Below are 18,094 nucleotides of genomic sequence, written 5' to 3'. Positions count from 1 at the left end.
CCATGAGCGATCACCTGCTGCACACCCGCGACCCCTATTTCGCCGCCGCGCAGGAAGATCGCAGCGCGCCGCGGACCCGCATCTCGATCCCCGCCACGCTGCGGGTGTCCGGTGGCCGCGGTTTCCAGACCGTGGTCCACGACCTGTCGCTGAGCGGGTTCTGCGCCGCCGCCATCAACCGCCTGCATCCCGGTACGATCTGCTGGCTGACCCTGCCCGGGCTTGAAGCCCTGCAGGCCGAAGTGATCTGGTGGGACAACAGCCTGACCGGCTGCGCCTTCGAACAGCTGCTGAGCCCGATCGTGCATGACAATATCCTGGTCCGCTGGCGTGGTGACACCTGCTACCGGACCTGCTGAGCCCCCCAGAGCCCCCGCCCCGGTGCAGCCAGACTGCCCTTCCAACCAGCCGGTCGGCGGGGGCTCACCCCAGAGATGATTGACATGGAAACCGCGATCCGCTGACCGCGCGAGCCGCGCCTATTGGCGAGCGACGATGCTATCGAGCACGAATTCGCTGAGCGGCTGGATGAATTCGCAGCCAAATTCGAAAGCGGTGACCCAAGCGACGCGGGATTCGATCGGGGCAATCCCCGGCAGGGTCAAGAACAGCCGGTCGCCTTCATGGACCAGGTAAACCCCGGCAACGCGCGCACCGAACCGCGAAATGTCCTGGACCTTCACCGTCGCCCGCTTCGCGCCCTTGCGAAACTGGACCTGCGCCTCATAGCGACGCCGATCGGCCCGGCGTCCGCCGGTTGCCTGGAACTTGGGTTGACCAGCGGGACTGTAATCCATCGCGGCGGCTCACTTGGTTTCGTACCGCGCCAGTGTCCCGAATCTGGGTAAAATTCAGGTTAACAATAAATAAACCCCGAATTCAGGAACTTGGCCAAACCAAAGGAAAGGGCGCGACCCGCAGGCCGCGCCCCTCTCCTTGCCGGAATGAACCGGTCTGTGATCAGAACTTGGTTTCGATCGACAGCGTGTAGGCCCGTCCGCGTGGGTCGGCCACGCGCGGTTCCCACGAGCTGCCGGCCCCGGTGTTGCCATCATAGCTGATCGCGAACGGCGGATCGGTATCGAAGATGTTCTTCACCCCGGCGGTGACAGTCAGATTCGGGGCAAGCCCCCTGTAGGTCACGGCCAGGTTGTAGGTGACATAGTTCGAAACCCGCTCGTTGAAATCGGGCCGCACTACCGTGCCAGCCGCAATCCCGGGCAGCTTCTGGTTGGTATAGCCGTTGCGGAACATCTGGGTCAGCGTGGCCGAGAAGTCCTCGGTCGAGAAGGTCACCCAGGCGTTGTGCTTCCACTTCAGGCCGAGATCGCCCGCGAAGGTGAACACGCCGATCTGGCTGGGGCCATAAGCGGCGGTCGGGGTCAGCTTTTCCTTCTTCTTGAGCAGCATGGAGCCATCCATGCCGATATCGAGCTTGCTGCCCGAAGAAACATCGATCGCCCCGCGCAGGCTGAACTCAAGCCCCTGGGTGCGCCGCGCCCCGGCGTTGACCCAGCGCTGGTCGATCGTGGTGATGTTGCCACCGGCATCGCGGATGAAGCGATCCGGGAACAGCGCGGCATTGTCGATCAGCTGGCGCAGGGTCAGGATCTGGAGCGTATCCTCGACATTGATCATCCACCAGTCGACCGAGGCCGACCAGCCCGGTGCCGGACGCACGACCACGCCAAGGCTGGCCTGCTTGGCGGTTTCGGGCTTCAGGTCGAGCGTACCGCCGGTCCAGATGTTCGGACGGATCTGCGCGCAGGGTTGGCCCGAACCAAAGGCGCTGGTCGGCACGCCGCCGGGGCAGCGCACCGGATCGGCCAGATCGCTGCCCGAATAGGGGCTTTCGGTGATCCCGTTGAACACCTGGTTGAAGGCCGGCACGCGGAAGCTGGTGTTGTAGCTGCCGCGGAACATCAGCCAGTCAAGCGGCTGGAACTTCGCCGAAATCTTCGGATTCGTGGTGGTGCCAAAGCCGGTGTAATCGTCGATGCGGAAAGCGCCGGTCACTTCGAAGCTTTCGAACAGCGGCACGTTCACTTCGGCATAGGCCGCCTTGACGTCGCGGTTCTTGGGGGTCAGCGCATTGACGTTGTCGAAGGCCGCCAGGAAGATCACCGGCTGGCCGGCCACTGCGGCGGGCGAACCGTTGAACGAATAGGTTTCGCGGCGGTAATCGATCCCGGCGGCAATCTGCACGTCACCGGCCGGCATCGAGAACAGCGGCCCCGAAACCGAGGCATCGACCTGCTTCACTTCGTACTTGCCGCCGAACAGCGTGGTCCCTTCGGCTGAAACGGCCCGCAGGGCGGCCAGCCCGGCATCGGTCTGGCTCAGGCTGAAGGGGTTGATCAGGCCGGCGTTGATGACGCCGACGATCCCCGCCGTGGTCGCCCCCGGCGCGATCGGCGCCAGCGGATCGGTCGCGCCGTTGTTCAGCGTGCCGCGATAGTAGAACCCGGTGCCGAGCACCGACGAGCTTTCGCTGCGCGCAATCGAGCCACCGACGCGATAGTCCCACCCTTCCATCGGCAGCGGGCCATCGATGCCCAGCGCGATGCGGAAGGTCTCCGTATCGGTCTCATACTCGCGCGGCCCGCAGGCCACGCAGCGCCACCGACCCGAGATCGGCCGGCCATAACGGGCATCGAGCGCCGCCGCATTGGCCGGGAAGGCCCCGCGGATCGCGTTGAAGATCTGGTTGTAGGTCGCCTGGGTAAGGCTGTTGAGCGGATAGGCCCAGGGCAGGTTGGTGGTGTTGGCCGAAAGCTGCGCGTTCGAGAAGCTCTTGGCCGACTTCGCATCCGAACCGGTCACTTCGGCATAGATCTCGCTCGCCCCGACCTTCACCGTCGCGCGGCCATAATAGGTCAGCGTATCGATCGGCTGCTGGATCACCGCCGCGCGGCCGGTATCCCAGGCGCAGGCAAAGACCGCGCTGGGGTTGTTCCACAGCACTTCGTCATAGGCCATGCCGCCATCGAACGAGCCGCACCCGGCGCCACCCGGCAGGTCGAGGACATTGATCCCGCCGGACGCGGCATTGGCCCCGTTGGGCGCAGTCAGCGTCAGGCCGGTCAGCAGGGTGCCGAGCGGGGTCTGGAAGCTGTTGGCACCGATGTTGAACACGCTGGCAATCGGGGTGCCGCGCGTGTCGATCGACAGGCCGCGGTTGGGCTGGTTGCCGTTGACGAAATCGCGCTGTTCGCCGCGCAGCATCTTGGCCCAGCGGTACGAGACCGCGCCCATGATGTTGAAGCCCTGATCGTCAAGATCGCCATAGCCGACAATGCCCGACAGGCGGTAGATGTTGCCGCCGCCCGCTTCGGTCGCATCGACGAAGCCCTGCGCCCCGATCCCGGTATAGTTCTTCTTGGTGATGTAGTTGATCACCCCGCCCACGGCATCGGTGCCATAGATCGCCGAAGCCCCGTCCTTGAGGATTTCGACCCGCTCGATCGCGGCGAAGGGGATCTGGTTCACGTCGACCGCCGAACCCGACAGGCCGTGTGCGGCCACGCGGCGGCCGTTCAAGAGCACCAGGGTAGAGGCGCTGCCCTGCCCGCGCAGGTTGGCCGCCGAAAGCCCGTTGGTGCCGCGCTGCGCGCCGGTCGTCACGTCGGCGTTGGAGGCAAGGTTATCCGCCCCCGAACCGTTCGAGGTAAGGAACATGGTCAGCTGTTCTGGGCTGGAAAGGCCGTTCCGCTCGATATCGGCGCTGGTGATGATTTCCAGCGGCAGCGCGCTCTTGGCCGGATCCTGCTTGATCCGCGAACCGGTGACGATGATCGCCTTGTCAGCTTCCGAAGCGCTGTTGGGGCTGGTGATGTCAGGCGTCTGCTGGGCCAGGGCCGGCGCGGCCAAGGCTACCATGGCGACCGAACTGGACAGGACAAGACGGGAAACGGAACGAGCAATCATCGGAAGAACCCCCTGAAAGCCACAACAATCGTGCGGATAGCTCCAGACTAACGGAATCATCGCATTGCGAAAGGTGCTGAATCGATACTGGTGCCACAGGCTTCCAAGATTTGCCGGAACAGCCGGTTCTTGTTGCAACGATGCAACAATCTGGAGCAGCAATGGCTCAATTCGCGGCAGCGATCGCCTGCAAGGCCGCGTCCACCACCGGCACCACCCGCGTCCCGTCCGGCACATCGTTGGCGATGATCGAGAAGATCAACTCGCGCCCGCTGGCGGTCTTCAGCCAGCCGGACAGGGCATGGGTCGCATTGAGTGTGCCGGTCTTGGCCCAGATCCGTCCCGCCAGCGGGGTTCCGGCAAAGCGGCGACGCAGGGTGCCATCGACACCACCGACCGGCATTGAGGCGCGGTACTCCTGGCCCCACGGCTGGCTGGCAGACCAGCGCAGCAGCGCGACCGCCGCGCGCGGGGAAATCCGGTTGTAAGTCGACATGCCCGAGCCATCGGAGAAATCCCAACCGGTGCGCGGCAGCCCGGCGGCGGTGAAAACCTGCTCCATCGCCGCCACCCCATCGGCCAGCGACCCGGTGCCGGAAATCCGCCCGATCCGGCGCAGCAGCAGGTCGGCATAGAGGTTCTGGCTGACCTTGTTGACGATCCGCACCGTCTCGGCCAGCGGCGGCGCGGTATGCCCGCCCATGAAGGCGCCGCGCGGCATGGGCAGCCGCAGGTCACGCCCTTCGCGCTGCTTCGGATCGTCGATCAGGGCGACCGGACGGTAAGTCGAACGCACCGTGCCCTGCACGGCAACCCCGCGCCCCACCAGCTGGCGACGCAGCGCCCAGGCCGCATAATGCGCCGGATCGTCGACCCCCAGCCGGTCGGTGAAGGGTGCGGCATCGGCCGCGATCTCGCCATAAAGGCGCAGTTCCATGCTGCCGGGCGCCCGTTCGAACGCCAGGCTGGTCTTGCCCCCGGCGGCGATGGTCACCGCCTCGTTGCGCAGGGTGAAATAGTCGTTGCTGGTGACCAGCGGCGGCTGTCCGGCGGCCGCCGGGCGCACCTCGACCCGCACCTCGTTATCATCGATACTCAGCGCGGCAATGGCCGTGCCGCTGTCGGTGCCGATGTTGTTCCAGCTCATCCCCGGGCTCCACCGCTGGTCGGGAAACCAGCTGGCATCGCCCACGACATCGGCAACGACCTTCGCCTTCTTCGCCACCATTCCCGCCAGTTCGCTGAGGCAGTCGATCTTGCAGTCTGGCGCGGAAGACAGGTGCGCATCGCCCCGTCCGTAAAGGATCACGTGGGGTGGGCCGCCGTCCTGCTCAGCGAGGCCGATAAAGGCACCGGGGGCATAGCGGCCGAATTCCTCGGTCCCCAGCCTGGCCCGCGCCATCTTGTCACCCAGCAGGGCATAGGCGGCGGCTGTGGTGAACAGCTTGGTATTGCTGGCCGGGATAAAACGGTCATCCGGCCGGATCGCGATCACCTCGCGCCCCTGTTCATCCACTACCAACAGACCGATGCGGGTGCCCGCCGGAGCCGTCGCGAGGATCGCTTCGACGCTGGGCGGCGCGGCGGGCGGAACCGGTTCGGTCTGGGCGATGGCCGGCGCACAAAGCGTCAGCGCGGCGGCAAGGATCAACGAACGCATTGTCGCAAGGTGCCGCCCGGACCGGCTCAGCGCAAGTCTACCAGTTCGACCGGGGGGAGCGGCGCGCTGCCGCCCGGCTGCTCGGCCCAGTGCCGGGCGTTCAGCACACCGCCATCGGCGCGGAGATCCGCCACTCGGGCGAGGTCCACTTCGGCGAAGAGCCATTGCGCCGCGTCGAGTTGACCGATCGCCACCACGCCATCGGCCGGAAAGCCCCGGTCGGGCGGGCCATAGATGGCAGCGGCACCGCGATTGCTGTCGACCGCCGGAGACCATTCGGCCATGCCCACAGTAGGGCTATGAATGGCACACAACTGTCCCTCAAGCGCCCGGGCAGAGGCACCAAGGCGTACCCGCCAGTACCCGTGAAGTGCCTCGGTACAGCTGGGCACCAGCAGCAGCTCCATCCCGGCTTCGACCTGGGCGCGGGCCAGCAGGGGAAACTCACTGTCATAGCAGATGTTGATCCCGATCCGCCCGAGCGCGGTGTCGAACAGCCGCAGCGGACCACCACCGCTCACACCCCACTCCTCGCGCTCGAACCGGGTCATGATCAGCTTGTCCTGCACCCCCACCTTGCCATTGGGCGCGAACAGCCGGGCGCGGTTGACATAGCGCCCGTCCGGCAGGGCGCAGGGTGCGCTCGCTGCCAGGATGTGCAGGCCAAGCCGCGCAGCAAGGTCAGCGTGCAGCGCATCGACCCGCGGCAAGAGTGCGCTGACCGAGGCCAGCGAACCGGCGAGGTCGCCCATTGTGGCCGGATCCAGACTAGCGAGCTCCATCGCGCCATATTCGGGAAACACCGCCAGCGCTGCCCCGCCCTCGGCCGCCTGCTCCACCCAGCGGGTCAGCTTGGCCTGATAGACCGCCCAGTCAGCCAGGGCCTCGATCGGGTACTGCGCGGCGGCGACGATGAAGCGGGTCATAGCTGGCGCATCCAGTATTGCATCGGCTTTAGGTTCTCTTCCTGCTCGCCATGATCGGCCCAGGCAAAGCTGCCGACCAGCCCCGATACCGGAGCATAGCCGCGCTTGCCCCAGAAGGCGTCGAGCGGGACGTAGTCCGCCGGGCGTGCGGGATGATCGGTAGGGCGCACCACGGCGCAGAAGCTGGCCTGACGCGCCCCCCAGGCCCGCGCCGCCGCCTCGCGGTGATCGAAGAAGGCATGGCCGATCCCCTGCCCGCGATATTCAGGCAGCAGCACGCTCTCGCCAAAGTAGAACACCCCCGCCGGGTCAATCCCCGCCGTCACGAAGGGCGCGCGGATGTAGTCCTCCTGCGCGATCAGCGGCGAGGCCGTTGCCGCCCCAACGATCCGCTCCCCATCAAGCGCCGCCACCAGCACGGCATCGGGGCAGGCTGTGAATTCGGCCAGATAGTCCTGCTCGTATTCCTCGCTCCCTGCATAGAGATAGGGCCAGGCCGCGAAGACCGCGATCCGCAGCCGCGCCAGGTCCGGCAGTGCGGCCTGCAACGCCGCCCCGGTCAGCGGGCGGACATCGATGCTCATCCGATCACCTGCGCTTCCCAGTCGGCCAGGTTGTAATAGACCGTGACGCGGGCAATCAGCCCATTCTCGATCGCAAAGAAGGCCCCGGCCGGCAGGACATAGCGCTGCCCCGTTGCCTCGGGCAGGCCAGCGTCGGTGTTGAGGTATTGCCCATGCACCACGAATTCGGCGCTGGCGCGGGTGCCATCGGCGCTGGCCATCAGCACGAGGTCGTGAAGCTGTTCAGCATAACAGCGCTCCATATGGGCCAGGAAGCTGCGGAACGCGTCCTTCCCAACCTGCCGCGCGCCCTGGTTGATGTCATGCGCCACGTCATCGCTGAGGCAGGCCAGCATCCCTTCCCAATCGCCCGCGTTGAAGGCAGTGTAATAGCGGTCCAGCAGGGCAAGCGCGGCGATCTGGCTCATCGGTGGCAATCTCCTTTGGCATGGCGCCTAACCGATCGCGTCGCGCTTGTCAGCGCTTCGTCGAATGGGCGGTTGCAAGTGGGCGGGCAGCGCGGCAACCTGCGTGGCATAAACCAGACCAAGGACGCCCTAACCCATGCGCAAGACCCTGCTTGGCCTTACCGCTCTCGCCCTGCCCTTTGCACCGGCCCTGGCCCAACAGGCTGCGCCCGTTGCGCCCAAGCCAGCAGCAATCGTCGCCGATGGCGTTCCACCCGTGCCGATGCAATTGGTCGAGGCGAGCCGTCCCTACATGGAATTCCGCACCGCCAGTTTCATGGACTGGGATCCGGTATCGAAGTCCATGCTGATTTCCACCCGCTTCGGCAACGTGGCCCAGCTGCACACCGTGGCCGGTCCCGGCATGGCCCGCCGCCAGATCAGCTTCGAGGCCGAGCCGCTGGGCGGCGGCTATATGCCCAATGACGGCACCCTGGTGGTGCGCAAGGATACCGGCGGCAGCGAGTTCTGGCAGCTCTATACGCTGAAGGATGGCCGCCTGACCCTGCTGACCGACGGCAAGAGCCGCAATTCGATCAACGCGGTCAGCGCGGATGGCAAGTGGCTGGCCTATAGCTCCACCCGCCGCAACGGCACTGACAGCGATCTCTATGTGGTCGATCCGCGCAATCCCGCCACCACGAAGATGGTGTTGCAGGTCAGCGGCGGCGGCTGGGCGCTGGCCGATTTCGCCCCCGGCAACAAGGCGGCGATCGTTGCCCAATATGTCTCGGTCCAGAAAAGCGACCTGCACTGGCTGGACCTTGAAACCGGCAAGCTGACCCCGATCGGCGATCACAAGAAGGCGATTGCCCATGGCGGCGCCAAGTTCGCCCGGGATGGCACGCTGTGGGTGACCAGCGACGAAGGTTCGGACTTCCAGCGGCTCGGCACGCTTGATCCCAAGACCGGCAAGTTCACTCCGCGCGGACCGGAAACGAAGTGGGATGTCGAAGGCTTCGATATCGCTCCCGATGGCAGCTTCATCGCCTACGTGATCAACGAGGCCGGCATTTCCAAGCTGCGCCTGCTCGATCCGAAGACCGGCCAGACGCGCGAGGTGACGGGCCTGCCGCGCGGCGTGCTGGGGTCGCTGCGGATCGCACCCTGGGGCGAAATCGGGATCACCGTTTCCTCGGCCCGCGTGCCAACCGATGCCTTCTCGGTCGATCCCAAGACCCTGGCGGTCAAGCGCTGGACCGAAAGCGAAACCGGCGGGCTTGATCCGGCGCGCAATGTCGAGCCGGAACTGATCGAAGTGAAAAGCTTCGATGGCGAGCCGGTCTCGGGCTTCCTCTATCGTCCCGATCCGGCGAAGTTCCCCGGCAAGCGCCCGCTGATCGTGGACATTCACGGCGGGCCGGAAGGGCAGACCACGCCGTCATTCCGCGGCCGCACCAATTACCTGCTCAACGAACAGGGCATTGCCGTGTTCTATCCCAATGTCCGCGGCTCGACCGGCTATGGCAAGCGCTTCGTCAGCCTCGATAACGGGCCGTTCCTGCGCGAGAATTCGGTCAAGGACATCGGCGCCTTTCTCGACCGGCTGCAGGGCGATGCCGGGATCGACGCGGCCCGCATGGCGGTGCGCGGCGGCTCCTATGGCGGCTACATGTGCTATGCCAGCGCGATCCGGTATGGCGACCGGTTCAAGGCCGGCAATTGCATCGTCGCGATCAGTAACTTCGTGACCTTCCTGGAAAACACCCAGTCCTATCGCCGCGATCTGCGCCGGGTGGAATATGGCGACGAGCGCGATCCCAAGCAGCGCGCCAAGCTGACGGAAATCTCGCCGCTGACCCATGTGGACAAGCTGGCGATCCCGCTGCTGGTGGTGACCGGCGGCAACGATCCGCGCGTGCCGCAGAGCGAGGCCGACCAGATGGTCGCCGCTGTCCGCGCCAAGGGCCGTACCGCCTGGCACCTGGTCGGCACCAACGAGGGCCACGGCTTCGCCAAGAAGGAAAATGCCGATTACCAGTTCTGGAGCGAGCTGCAGTTCTGGAAGGAACACCTGCTGAAGTAAGCCGCCGTTTCACCGTCACCCCGGGCTCGACCCGGGGTCCCGCTTCTTGCGATCAGGCAGAACAGCGGGACCCCGGATCAAGTCCGGGGTGACGGGATCGAAACCAAACGACTGACGGGGCGGAACACAGCGATCCGCCCCGTCTTTTCATCAGTCAAACAGCTTGGCAGCGGTTTCGGCCACGCGCTGGCCCAGGTGGCGCGCGCCTTCCAGCTCGGCTCCGCTGGGCTGGCGGCTGCCATCGCCACCGGCAATGGCATTGGCCACGGTTTCGAGGTGAACATTGCTGGAATGGCAGAGAACGAGGACTTTGCCTCAGCCGCCTCAGCGATACCCCCCAAAGCAAAACGCCCGGTCTTTCGACCGGGCGTTCGCTTGGTTTGCCAATGGCAGGTCTTAGAACTTGCCGCGCAGGGTCACCCCGTAAGTGCGGGGTTCGGCCAGGAACTGCGAGAACAGCTGACGGCCACCCGGGAAGTTGCCGGCATCGTTGAACGGAGCACCGGCGCCACCAGCCTGGAACGGCGAGTTGAACGCCACCTGGGCATAGTCCTTGTTGAACAGGTTCTGTGCCCAGAACTCCAGCGACCAGGCCTCATCCGGACCACGCACGCCGATGCGGGCATTGACCAGGGCGTAACCATCCTGGCCCTTCTGCGGGAACAGGTCGGAGCCGGTGTTGTAGTCGCTGGTCAGGCGGGCATCGACATAGAACAGCGCCGTCATGCCGCTGTCGCCGATGGCCGGGGTATAGGCCATGCTGCCGGTCACCACGTATTCCGGGGCGTTCGACAGGTTCTTGCCCGGCAGGTAGCGCAGCGCCGGATCAAGCGGGGCACCCGCGCTGTTGCCGACGATGTCGTTCCGGTACTTGGTCTTCGAGTAGGTCACGCCGGCAGTGACGCGGAAATCGTCAGCCGGACGCAGCGCGGCTTCGAGTTCCACGCCCTGGGCGCGCACGCCCCAACCCACGTCACCGGCGGGGCAGGCCCCGGTGGTGGCGCTGAGATCGCGGTCCGCACCACCCAGGCTCGACTTGCAGCCGTTCACCGTCTGCACGAGGAAGACCGTGCCGTTGAAGGTGTTGAGCTGGAAGTTGCTGAAGTCCGACTGGAACAGCGTCACGCTGGCGCTGAACGGACCGGTCGCATACTTCGCACCGATTTCGTAGGAGTTCACCAGTTCGGCATCGAACTTCAGGTTGTTGACCAGCGCCTGGGCGCCGCCGACCGACGCGAAGGTCGGGATCGGAGCCTTGAGCGCCGAACGGTCAAGGTTGAAGCCGCCTGCCTTGTAGCCGCGCGAGTAGCTGGCATAGACCATCAGGTCGTCAGTCGGCCGGTAGGACAGGATGCCGGTGCCGGTCCACTCATCCTCGCCACGATCGCTGCTGATCGAGGCGTTGTTGAGTTCGGCAGTCGAGTTGCCCTGGCACGACAGGCCGATCAGGCCACCAGCCACAGCTGCCAGCGACGCGTTGGTCAGGAACGGGCTGACCAGGCCCTGCACGGTGGTGCAGGCGGTGTTGTCGTTGGTGAAGGTCGCGCCGAAGTCCTTCTTGTCGTTGGTGTAGCGCAGACCCAGGGTCAGATCGAGACGATCGGTGATGTGCACGATGTTGTGCGTGAACAGCGCCCAGTTGGTGCCATCCTGACGGTAGCGGTCGTTGATCGAACCACGATCGTTGAGCCCGTCGAGCGCGTCGAAGGCCGCGTAGATCGCAGGTGTAGCGGCACCGAACAGGGTCGGCGAACGGGCGGCAAGGCAGCCCGGCGAGGTCGGCGAGTAGAGCCCGGCCAGGCCACCACCCGAAACCAGGCGGCAGGTGGCAAAGCGGCCATACTGGCTGCCGAAGCGCAGGTTGTCGCGCACGGTCAGCTTTTCGTTGGCGTAGAAGCCGCCGACCAGCCAGTCGAGCTTGCCGTCAAAGGCTTCGCCCTGCAGGCGCAGTTCCTGGGTGAAGGTGTGGAACTGGCGATAGGCGTTGTCGCTCGGCGCACGATAGAGGATGTCGACCGCGCTGTAGTCGGTGTCCGAACCCTGGCCCGAACGATACTCGCGATAGGCGGTGATCGAGGTCAGCTCGGCGCCGCCCAGGTCCCAGTTGACTTCGGCCGAAACGCCATAGTCCTTGGTCTTGCCGGCAAAACTGCGGCCGGGGCTGACATAGATCGCCCGGTTGTAGCCCGGCGTGAAGCCGGCCAGCGGCTGGCCGAGGTCACGCAGCACGTTGATGATGTTGTTGCCGTTGGCCTGGAGCGGGGTCAGCGGGCTGGAGAGGTTGTTCAGATCACCGATGAAGGGGCTGACCGAACGGTCGACATAGATCGCCGCGCAGCACTTTTCATCGCGCTTGGTGTAGTCGCCGATGATCCGGATCGACAGGTCGTCGCTCGGTTCGAACAGCAGCTGGCCGCGAATGAAGAAGCGGTTGCGATCGTTGACGTCGGTCTTGTTGGTGGTGTCCTGGTAGAAACCGTCGCGGCTGACGTAGATCCCGTCGAGCCGGGCCGCCAGCGTATCCGAGATCGGACCAGTCACGCTGCCGCCAAGGCGGACGAAGTTGAAGTTGCCATAAGTCGCTTCGGCGGTGCCGCCGAACTGGAACTCGGGCTTCTTCGAATAGATCGAGATGAGGCCGGCCGACGAGTTGCGGCCACCCAGCGTACCCTGCGGGCCGCGCTGCACTTCGATCCGGTCGATTTCGCCCAGTTCGTTGAGGCCGATGCCCGAACGCGAGCGATAGACGCCGTCGATGAAGACGGGAACCGAGCTTTCGAGACCGGGGTTGTCACCCACGGTGCCGATCCCGCGGATACGGGCCGAGCCGTTAGCTTCCGAACCGGTCGAGGAGACCAGCAGCGACGGGGCCACCTGGTTCAGCTGGCGGATGTCGTTGGCGCCGCTGTTCTGCAGGGTTTCGGCGTTGACGGCCGAAATGGCGACCGGCACGTCGGACAGGGCCTGGGCACGGCCCTGGGCGGTAACGACGATCTCCGGTTCGTCGGTGGTTTCTTCGGCCGCATCCTGGGCGAAGGCCGGCATTGCCAGCGCGGTAAGCGCCAGCGCGGCAATCGACGATGCAGCGCGGAAATTATTCTTTCGCATGGCAAAACTCCCTTGTGCTCAGTCGCTTCATGTTAGGGGGGATGCGATCTTGAGCAATTCGCGCGCTAACCAGAGGAGGGGCAATCAGTCAACATGCTCGATGTCGTTTAGCGACGAAGTGTGGCTGATTGCACTCACCCCGGTTTTGGCCTAAGCGATGGATCACGCCCCGGCCGCGCGGTCAGTGATGACTTGCCCATGCCGGGGCTTGCCGTTTCCGGCCCGTCATTATCGAGTTCGAGGAAGTGCCCATGTCGCGTCGCCGCCAGATCTACGAAGGCAAGGCCAAGATCCTGTACGAAGGCCCCGAACCCGGCACGCTGATCCAGTACTTCAAGGACGATGCCACCGCCTTCAACGCCCAGAAGAAGGGCACGATCAACGGCAAGGGCGTGATCAACAACCGCATCAGCGAATATGTCTTCACGCGGCTGAACCACATCGGCATCCCCACCCACTTCATCAAGCGCCTGAACATGCGCGAACAGCTGGTGCGGCAGGTCGAGATCATCCCGATCGAAGTGGTGGTGCGCAATGTCGCCGCCGGTTCGATCTCCAAGCGGCTCGGCATCCCCGAGGGCGAGCCGCTGCCCCACACCCTGATCGAATACTATTACAAGGACGATGCGCTGGGCGATCCGATGATCGCGGAGGAGCACATCGCCTGCTTCGGCTGGGCCAGCAACGAGGAGATGCAGGACATCTCCAGCATGGCGATCCGCGTGAACGATTTCATGTGCGGGATGTTCGCCGCGATCAACATCCGCCTCGTTGATTTCAAGCTGGAATTCGGCCGGATCTGGGACGGCGATTACAGCCGCGTGATCCTGGCCGACGAGATCAGCCCCGATGGCTGCCGCCTGTGGGACATGATCACCGGCGAAAAGCTCGACAAGGACCGCTTCCGCCGCGACCTCGGCGGTGAGGAAGAAGCCTACCAGGAAGTCGCCCGCCGCCTCGGCCTGCTCGATACCGACAACGGCCCGAGCGAGGTGTTCGACCTGTCAGCCCACCGCAAGCTGCGGGGCAAATAGGGCCTCTTGCCCTGCGATAGGCAATCGGCCACCTAGAGGCCGATGCTGTCGCGCAAATCCCTGTTCGCCCTGACCCTTTCCACCCTGGCCCTGGCCGCCTGTGCCGGGCGCCAGCCCGGTCCGGTAACCGCAACGACCCCGCCCCCGCCGACCTGGGCGTTCGAGGCGAGCGACGTGCCGGTCGACGAGGGCTATCGTTTCGGCAAGCTCGACAACGGGATGCGCTATATCGTGCGCAGCAATGCCACGCCCAAGGGGCAGGCGCTGGTGCGAATGGTGGTGAAGACCGGCGCGCTCGATGAAAGCGATGAAGAGCGCGGCTTTGCCCACTTCGTCGAACACATGGCCTTCAACGGCAGCACCAATGTGCCCGAAGGGGAGATGGTGAAGCTGCTCGAACGGCTGGGGCTGGCCTTCGGTGCCGATACCAATGCCTCGACCGGGTTCGATCGCACGACCTACATGCTCGACCTGCCGCGCAACGATCCGGCACTACTGGATACGGCGCTGATGCTGATGCGCGAGACCGCGAGCGAACTGACCATCAGCGAGGCCGCGGTTGAGCGCGAACGCGGCGTGATCCTGTCCGAAAAGCGCGATCGCAACACCTTTGCCCTGCGCAACGTGGTCGACCAGATCGAATTCCAGCACCCCGGCGCACGCTATACCCGGCGCCTGCCGATCGGGACGGAGGAAACGCTGAAGGCCGCCACGGCCGAAAGCCTGCGCGCCTTCTGGCGGCGCGAATATGTGCCGGCGCAGACGACGGTGATCGTGGTCGGCGACTTCCCGGTCGAGGCGATGGAAGCGGCGATCAGGGCGCGCTTTGCCGACTGGCGGCCGGCCCCGGCCGAACCCCAGCCCAAGGCCGGGCCGATGGAAGTGAAAGGTCCGCCGCGCGAGGACATTTTCATCGACCAGGCGCTGTCCGAACGCATTTCGGTGACCCGCAACGACGTCTGGCTGGACGAGCCGGACAGCCTGGCCCAGCGCCGCGAGAACCTGTTGCGGCAGATCGGCTATGGCATCGTCAACCGCCGCCTGCTGCGCCGCACGCGTGAGGCCGATCCGCCCTTCCGGGGCGCCGGGCTCGGCACTGCCGACCAGTTCCGCGAAGGCCGCACCACCAACCTGATCGTCGATACCGTCGATGGCGGCTGGCAGCGCGGCCTTGCCGCCGCGACCGAGGAATACCGGCGCGCGCTGGAATATGGCTTCACGGCCGAGGAGGTCGCCGAACAGGTCGCCAACAGCCGCACCGCCGCGCGCAATGCTGCTGCAAGCGAAAGCACCCGCAGTCACGGCACCCTGCTGGGCGCGGTGCTGGCGCTGGTGACCGACGATGTGGTGCCCGATAAGCCGACCCGCTCGCTGGAACGGCTGGAAGCCTTCATCCCGCAGATCACACCCGAGGCAGTCATGGCGGCGCTGAAGCGCGAACTGGTGCCGCTCGACCAGCCGCTGATCCGGTTCCAGGGCCGGCGCGAGCCGGACGGCGGAGCCAAGGCCCTGCGCGCGGCCTGGGATGCGGCAGTCAAGGCCACAGTCGCCCCGCCCCAGGCCAAAGCAGCGGGGGCCTTTGCCTATACCGATTTCGGCCCGCCGGGGCAGGTCGTGGCCGACAGTACCGAGCCGCGCTTCGGCATTCGCCAGGTGCGCTTTGCCAATGGGGTGATGCTGAACCTCAAGCGCACCGACCTGACCAAGGACCGCGTGCAGGTGCGGCTGTCGGTCGATGGCGGCAACATGCTGGCCACGCGCGACAATCCGCTGGCCGTGCAGATGATGGGCGTGTTCGGCCAGGGGGGGCTGGGCAAGCATTCGAAGGACGAGCTCGATAGCCTGCTGGCCGGACGGACGGTTGCTACCGGGCTGGGGTCCGGGGCCGAGACCTTTGCCGCCGGGGCAACCACCACCCCGGCCGACCTTGAGCTGCAATTGCAGGTGTTTGCGGCGCAGCTGGCCGATCCCGGCTATCGGCCCGAGGGCGAGGTGCTGTTCCGCCAGACCATCAACAACTTCTTCGCCGCGATCGGCGCCACGCCGGATTCGGCACTGGGGGCGGAATTGGGCGGCATCCTGTCCGACCAGGATCCGCGCTTTGCGCTCGGCAAGGTGGAAGATTACCGCAAGCTCGGCTTTGCCGCCTTGCGCGAAGCGATCGCCGACCGGCTGGCCAAGGGCGCAATCGAACTGGCGCTGGTGGGCGATTTCGACGAGGCCAAGGCGATTGCCCTCGTCGGGCGGACGCTGGGTGCCTTGCCGCCGCGCGAAGCCGCCTTCCGGCCCTATGCCGAACAGCGAAACCGCAGCTTCACCGCCGATCGCACCCCGCGCCTGCCGCGCCACAAGGGCGCCAAGGACCAGGCGTTGCTGACGCTGCACTGGCCGACCCGCGATGGCGAGGATCTGCGCGAGGCGATCGCGCTCGAACTGTTGCAGCGGGTTGCCCAGGTCGAGCTGACCGACACCCTGCGCGAGGCGCTGGGCAAGACCTATTCGCCTGGCGTGGGCGCTTCCACGCCGCGCGTGTGGCGCGGCTGGGGGACCTTCACGGTGCGCGCCTCGGTCGATGTCAAGGAAGTGGCCGCCACCCGCGCGGCGATCCGGGGCTTGCTGGAGGAACTGCGCAAGGCCCCGGTCAGCGCCGACATTGTCCAGCGCGCCCGCGCGCCGATGCTCGAAAACCTCGATGCCGTGCTCAAGACCAATGCCGGCTGGATGGGGCTGGCCGACCGGGCGCAGTCAAAGCCCGATGGGATAGACCGCTATGCCGCTTCGCGCGCGATCATCACCGCGCTGACTGCCGAGGACCTGCTGGCCCTCGCCCGGCGTTACCTTGATCCGGACAAGGGCCTCGAAGTGCTGGTCCTGCCCGAAGGGGTCGAGCCTTAGGCCGAAAACCCTTCGGGCAGGCGGAGCGGCAGCTTGAGGTAATGCACCGCATTGTCCTCGGCCGGGGGCAAGTGTCCGGCACGGATGTTGACCTGAACCGAGGGCAGCAGCAGTCGCGGCGCGGCCAGGCCCTTGTCGCGCTCGGTACGCATGGCGACGAAGGCCGCTTCATCGACCCCGTCGTGGATGTGGATGTTGCGCGATCGCTGCTCGGCCACGGTGGTTTCCCAGGCGAACTCGTCACGGCCCGGCGCCTTGTAGTCATGGCACATGAACAGCCGGGTTTCGGGCGGCAGGGAGAGGATCCGGCGGATCGATTGATAGAGCTCGGCCGCATTGCCGCCGGGAAAGTCAGTCCGGGCCGTGCCATAGTCAGGCATGAACAGCGTATCGCCGACGAACACGGCATCGCCCACCTTGTAAACAACGCAGGCCGCCGTGTGCCCCGGGGTGTGCAGCACCTCGACGGTCAATTCGCCGAGCTTGAAGGTCTGGCCATCCGTGAACAGGTCATCGAACTCGGCCCCGGTGCCGGATACGTCCGGCGCATTGAACACACCCGCGAAGACTTGCTGGACCTCGCCAATGTGCGCGCCGATCCCCACCCGCGCCCCGGTGCGGGCCTTGATCAGCGGCGCGGCGGACAAGTGATCGGCATGGGCGTGGGTTTCCAGCACGCGGGTGATCCGCCACCCGCCCGCCGCAGCGGCGGCGAGCACGGCCTCGGCCGAGCCGGTCGAAACCCGACCTGATGCCGAATCGAAATCGAGCACCGGATCGATGACGGCCGCCTCCCCGGTGGCCGGATCGCCAACCAGGTAGGTTACGGTGAAGGTCGGTTCATCAAAGAAAGCCTGGATATGCGCGGGCTCAGTCATGGTATGACTCCTTTGGGCTTGACATATATAAGCGCTTTCTTATTTAGCAAGTACTAATCTTGGAGCGCCAAGGTTTTCCAACTGATGGAACCATATCATGACCTTGACCCGTATCACCCCTGAAGAAGCCCGCGCCCGGATCGCTGCCGGCGCGGCGCTGATCGACATTCGCGATCCCGATGAACACGCTCGCAGCCGCATCCCCGGCGCGCTGAATGCGCCCGTGGGTACCCAGCCCCAGTTGGGAGAGGTTCCGGCGGTGATCTATCACTGCCGCTCGGGCATGCGCACCGATGCCAATGCGGCGCGCCTGGCCGCGGCCAGCCCGTGCGAAGCCTATCTGCTGGAAGGCGGGATCGAAGCCTGGCGCGCAGCCGGCCTGCCGGTGATCGACGATGCCAAGGCGCCGCTGGAAATCATGCGCCAGGTCCAGATCGCCGCCGGCCTGCTGGTGCTGACCGGGGTCGTCCTGTCGCTGACCGTCGCTCCGGCCTGGATCGGGCTCAGCGCCTTCGTCGGCGCGGGCCTGACCTTCGCCGGGGCAACCGGCTGGTGCGGTATGGCCAAACTGCTGGCCGTGATGCCGTGGAACCGGCGCGCGGCGGCCTGA

Annotated in this window: 13 protein-coding genes and 1 pseudogene; 5 read left to right on the top strand and 9 right to left on the bottom strand. The window is 65.7% G+C overall.

Annotated elements, in window-relative coordinates:
* The first annotated feature begins 2 nt into the window (after positions 1-2).
* On the top strand, positions 3-359 hold the full coding sequence (locus tag O9281_RS03655; RefSeq protein WP_298182878.1) for a PilZ domain-containing protein: 357 nt from the start codon (positions 3-5) through the stop codon (positions 357-359).
* Positions 360-479: 120 nt separating this feature from the next.
* Here the strand turns inward: O9281_RS03655 and O9281_RS03650 are convergent, their stop codons facing one another.
* From O9281_RS03650 to O9281_RS03625, 6 genes are all read right to left on the bottom strand, one after another.
* A complete protein-coding gene (locus tag O9281_RS03650) occupies positions 480-797 on the bottom strand; it encodes a PilZ domain-containing protein (RefSeq protein ID WP_298182875.1) in 318 nt (105 codons plus the stop codon).
* A 163-nt stretch (positions 798-960) separates the two neighbouring features.
* A complete protein-coding gene (locus O9281_RS03645; RefSeq protein ID WP_298182872.1) occupies positions 961-3,927 on the bottom strand; it encodes a TonB-dependent receptor in 2,967 nt (988 codons plus the stop codon).
* A 166-nt stretch (positions 3,928-4,093) separates the two neighbouring features.
* Entirely contained in the window at positions 4,094-5,587 is a 1,494-nt protein-coding gene (dacB, locus tag O9281_RS03640; RefSeq protein ID WP_298182869.1) for a D-alanyl-D-alanine carboxypeptidase/D-alanyl-D-alanine-endopeptidase, read from the bottom strand.
* Between the two features lie 26 nt (positions 5,588-5,613).
* A complete protein-coding gene (locus O9281_RS03635; protein ID WP_298182866.1) occupies positions 5,614-6,513 on the bottom strand; it encodes a carbon-nitrogen hydrolase family protein in 900 nt (299 codons plus the stop codon).
* Positions 6,510-7,097, bottom strand: a complete 588-nt coding sequence (locus tag O9281_RS03630; protein ID WP_298182863.1) for a GNAT family N-acetyltransferase — start codon at positions 7,095-7,097, stop codon at positions 6,510-6,512. The genes O9281_RS03635 and O9281_RS03630 overlap by 4 nt, the downstream gene beginning before the upstream one ends.
* The gene (locus tag O9281_RS03625; RefSeq protein ID WP_298182860.1) at positions 7,094-7,504 is read right to left on the bottom strand and encodes a ketosteroid isomerase-related protein; all 411 of its coding nucleotides are present in this window, start codon (positions 7,502-7,504) and stop codon (positions 7,094-7,096) included. Before O9281_RS03625 ends, O9281_RS03630 begins: the two co-directional genes overlap by 4 nt.
* Positions 7,505-7,640: 136 nt before the next feature.
* On the opposite strand from O9281_RS03625, the gene O9281_RS03620 reads away from it, so the two are divergent.
* Positions 7,641-9,569 carry a prolyl oligopeptidase family serine peptidase gene (locus O9281_RS03620; RefSeq protein WP_298182857.1) on the top strand — a complete coding sequence of 643 codons (1,929 nt, stop codon included), beginning with the start codon at positions 7,641-7,643 and terminating at the stop codon, positions 9,567-9,569.
* Positions 9,570-9,719: 150 nt separating this feature from the next.
* Here the strand turns inward: O9281_RS03620 and O9281_RS03615 are convergent.
* Together O9281_RS03615 and O9281_RS03610 are read right to left on the bottom strand one after the other, a co-directional pair.
* Positions 9,720-9,824, bottom strand: a pseudogene (locus O9281_RS03615) (NAD(P)H:quinone oxidoreductase); the annotation flags it as partial.
* A 141-nt stretch (positions 9,825-9,965) separates the two neighbouring features.
* Positions 9,966-12,614 carry a TonB-dependent receptor gene (locus O9281_RS03610; protein WP_298183900.1) on the bottom strand — a complete coding sequence of 883 codons (2,649 nt, stop codon included), beginning with the start codon at positions 12,612-12,614 and terminating at the stop codon, positions 9,966-9,968.
* A 314-nt stretch (positions 12,615-12,928) separates the two neighbouring features.
* On the opposite strand from O9281_RS03610, the gene purC reads away from it, so the two are divergent.
* Together purC and O9281_RS03600 are read left to right on the top strand one after the other, a co-directional pair.
* Positions 12,929-13,711, top strand: coding sequence for a phosphoribosylaminoimidazolesuccinocarboxamide synthase (purC, locus tag O9281_RS03605; protein WP_298182853.1), 783 nt, complete (start codon positions 12,929-12,931; stop codon positions 13,709-13,711).
* 42 nt (positions 13,712-13,753) lie between these two features.
* Positions 13,754-16,606, top strand: coding sequence for a pitrilysin family protein (locus O9281_RS03600; RefSeq protein ID WP_298182850.1), 2,853 nt, complete (start codon positions 13,754-13,756; stop codon positions 16,604-16,606).
* Here the strand turns inward: O9281_RS03600 and O9281_RS03595 are convergent.
* Positions 16,603-17,484 carry an MBL fold metallo-hydrolase gene (locus tag O9281_RS03595; RefSeq protein WP_298182846.1) on the bottom strand — a complete coding sequence of 294 codons (882 nt, stop codon included), beginning with the start codon at positions 17,482-17,484 and terminating at the stop codon, positions 16,603-16,605. The two genes, O9281_RS03600 and O9281_RS03595, sit on opposite strands and share 4 nt — an antisense overlap.
* A gap of 97 nt (positions 17,485-17,581) precedes the next feature.
* On the opposite strand from O9281_RS03595, the gene O9281_RS03590 reads away from it, so the two are divergent.
* Positions 17,582-18,094, top strand: a complete 513-nt coding sequence (locus tag O9281_RS03590; protein WP_298182844.1) for a rhodanese family protein — start codon at positions 17,582-17,584, stop codon at positions 18,092-18,094.

Source organism: Novosphingobium sp., assembly GCF_027531025.1.
Classification (GTDB): domain Bacteria; phylum Pseudomonadota; class Alphaproteobacteria; order Sphingomonadales; family Sphingomonadaceae; genus Novosphingobium.
Note: the sequence above shows the minus strand (reverse complement) of the source record. Positions and strands in the feature narration are given on the sequence as shown.

Excerpts from the sequence above, each read along its gene's own strand:
- O9281_RS03655 (WP_298182878.1), top strand. The coding sequence starts at position 3 with ATGAGCGATCACCTGCTGCACACCCGCGACCCCTATTTCGCCGCCGCG.
- O9281_RS03650 (WP_298182875.1), bottom strand. The coding sequence starts at position 797 with ATGGATTACAGTCCCGCTGGTCAACCCAAGTTCCAGGCAACCGGCGGA.
- O9281_RS03645 (WP_298182872.1), bottom strand. The coding sequence starts at position 3,927 with ATGATTGCTCGTTCCGTTTCCCGTCTTGTCCTGTCCAGTTCGGTCGCC.
- dacB (WP_298182869.1), bottom strand. The coding sequence starts at position 5,587 with ATGCGTTCGTTGATCCTTGCCGCCGCGCTGACGCTTTGTGCGCCGGCC.
- O9281_RS03635 (WP_298182866.1), bottom strand. The coding sequence starts at position 6,513 with ATGACCCGCTTCATCGTCGCCGCCGCGCAGTACCCGATCGAGGCCCTG.
- O9281_RS03630 (WP_298182863.1), bottom strand. The coding sequence starts at position 7,097 with ATGAGCATCGATGTCCGCCCGCTGACCGGGGCGGCGTTGCAGGCCGCA.
- O9281_RS03625 (WP_298182860.1), bottom strand. The coding sequence starts at position 7,504 with ATGAGCCAGATCGCCGCGCTTGCCCTGCTGGACCGCTATTACACTGCC.
- O9281_RS03620 (WP_298182857.1), top strand. The coding sequence starts at position 7,641 with ATGCGCAAGACCCTGCTTGGCCTTACCGCTCTCGCCCTGCCCTTTGCA.
- O9281_RS03610 (WP_298183900.1), bottom strand. The coding sequence starts at position 12,614 with ATGCCGGCCTTCGCCCAGGATGCGGCCGAAGAAACCACCGACGAACCG.
- purC (WP_298182853.1), top strand. The coding sequence starts at position 12,929 with ATGTCGCGTCGCCGCCAGATCTACGAAGGCAAGGCCAAGATCCTGTAC.
- O9281_RS03600 (WP_298182850.1), top strand. The coding sequence starts at position 13,754 with ATGCTGTCGCGCAAATCCCTGTTCGCCCTGACCCTTTCCACCCTGGCC.
- O9281_RS03595 (WP_298182846.1), bottom strand. The coding sequence starts at position 17,484 with ATGACTGAGCCCGCGCATATCCAGGCTTTCTTTGATGAACCGACCTTC.
- O9281_RS03590 (WP_298182844.1), top strand. The coding sequence starts at position 17,582 with ATGACCTTGACCCGTATCACCCCTGAAGAAGCCCGCGCCCGGATCGCT.